Source organism: Klenkia sp. PcliD-1-E (assembly GCF_024124375.1).
GTDB lineage: Bacteria > Actinomycetota > Actinomycetes > Mycobacteriales > Geodermatophilaceae > Klenkia.
In genome coordinates, this window is sequence record NZ_JAMXRZ010000253.1 from 1 (window position 1) to 1,358 (window position 1,358).

Below are 1,358 nucleotides of genomic sequence, written 5' to 3' on the forward strand. Positions count from 1 at the left end.
GTCGCCGCGGTGGCCGCGGTCGGGGCACCGGGCCCCGCCCGGAGCAGGCCGCCGCCCCCGTCGCCGAGGCCGCTGCCCCGGTCGTGCCCCAGCAGGCACCCGCGACCGTCCTGCCCACCGACACCACCTTCGCCGAGCTCGGCGTCCCCGCCCCCCTGGTGGAGGCGCTGACCGCCTCGGGCATCACCGCGCCGTTCCCCATCCAGGTGGCCACGCTGCCCGACACCCTGGCCGGCACGGACGTGCTGGGCCGCGGCCGTACCGGCTCGGGCAAGACGCTGGCCTTCTCGCTGCCGCTGGTCGCCCGGCTGGCCGCCTCGACGACGAAGCGGCAGCCCCGCAAGCCGCGCTCGCTGGTCCTGGTCCCCACGCGCGAGCTGGCCAACCAGGTCGCCGCGGTCGTCACCCCCCTGGCCACGGCCGTGGGCATGAGGACCACCGTCGTCTTCGGCGGCGTGGGCCAGAACCCGCAGGTGCAGGCGCTGGCCGCCGGCGTCGACGTGCTCATCGCCTGCCCCGGCCGGCTCGAGGACCTCATCGGCCAGGGCCACTGCGACCTGTCCGCCGTCGAGATCACCATCCTCGACGAGGCCGACCACATGGCCGACCTGGGCTTCCTGCCCGGCGTCAAGCGGTTGATGGACCGCACCCCGAAGGTGGGCCAGCGGCTGCTGTTCTCCGCGACCCTGGACAACGGCGTCGACGTCCTGGTGCAGCGGTACCTGGACCGGCCCACCACGCACTCGGTCGACCCCGCCGTGGCGCCGGTGGCCACCATGACCCACCACGTCTTCCGGGTCGAGGCCGCCGACAAGGCGCAGGTGGTGAAGGAGCTGGCGTCCGGGCTGGACCGGGCCGTGCTGTTCACCCGGACCAAGCACCAGGCCAAGAAGCTGGCCAAGCAGCTCACCGCCGCCGGAGTCCCCGCCGTCGACCTGCACGGCAACCTCAGCCAGAACGCCCGCGAGCGCAACCTCGAGGCCTTCACCACCGGCTCCACCCGGGTGCTGTGCGCCACCGACATCGCCGCCCGCGGCATCCACGTCGACGACGTGGCGATCGTCGTCCACGTCGACCCGCCGGCCGAGCACAAGGCCTACCTGCACCGCTCGGGCCGCACCGCCCGCGCGGGGGCCGGGGGCACCGTGGTCACCGTCGCCACCCCGGACCAGGCCGGGGAGGTCCGGCTGCTGGCCCGCCAGGCCGGCATCACCCCCGAGGTGACCGCCGTCCGCCCCGGCGCCCCGCAGATCCCCGCGCTGACCGGCCCGGCGGCGCCCTACGTCGAGCCGGCCCCGGTCGCCCCGCCGCAGCCCCAGGGCACCGGCGGCGGCCGTCGCCGCGGTGGTGGCGGCACC

General features: G+C 76.3%; 1 protein-coding gene. It reads left to right on the forward strand.

Annotated elements, in window-relative coordinates:
• A partial coding sequence (locus tag NH342_RS22985; protein WP_253018700.1) for a DEAD/DEAH box helicase occupies positions 1 to 1,358 on the forward strand: 1,358 nt, incomplete at both ends.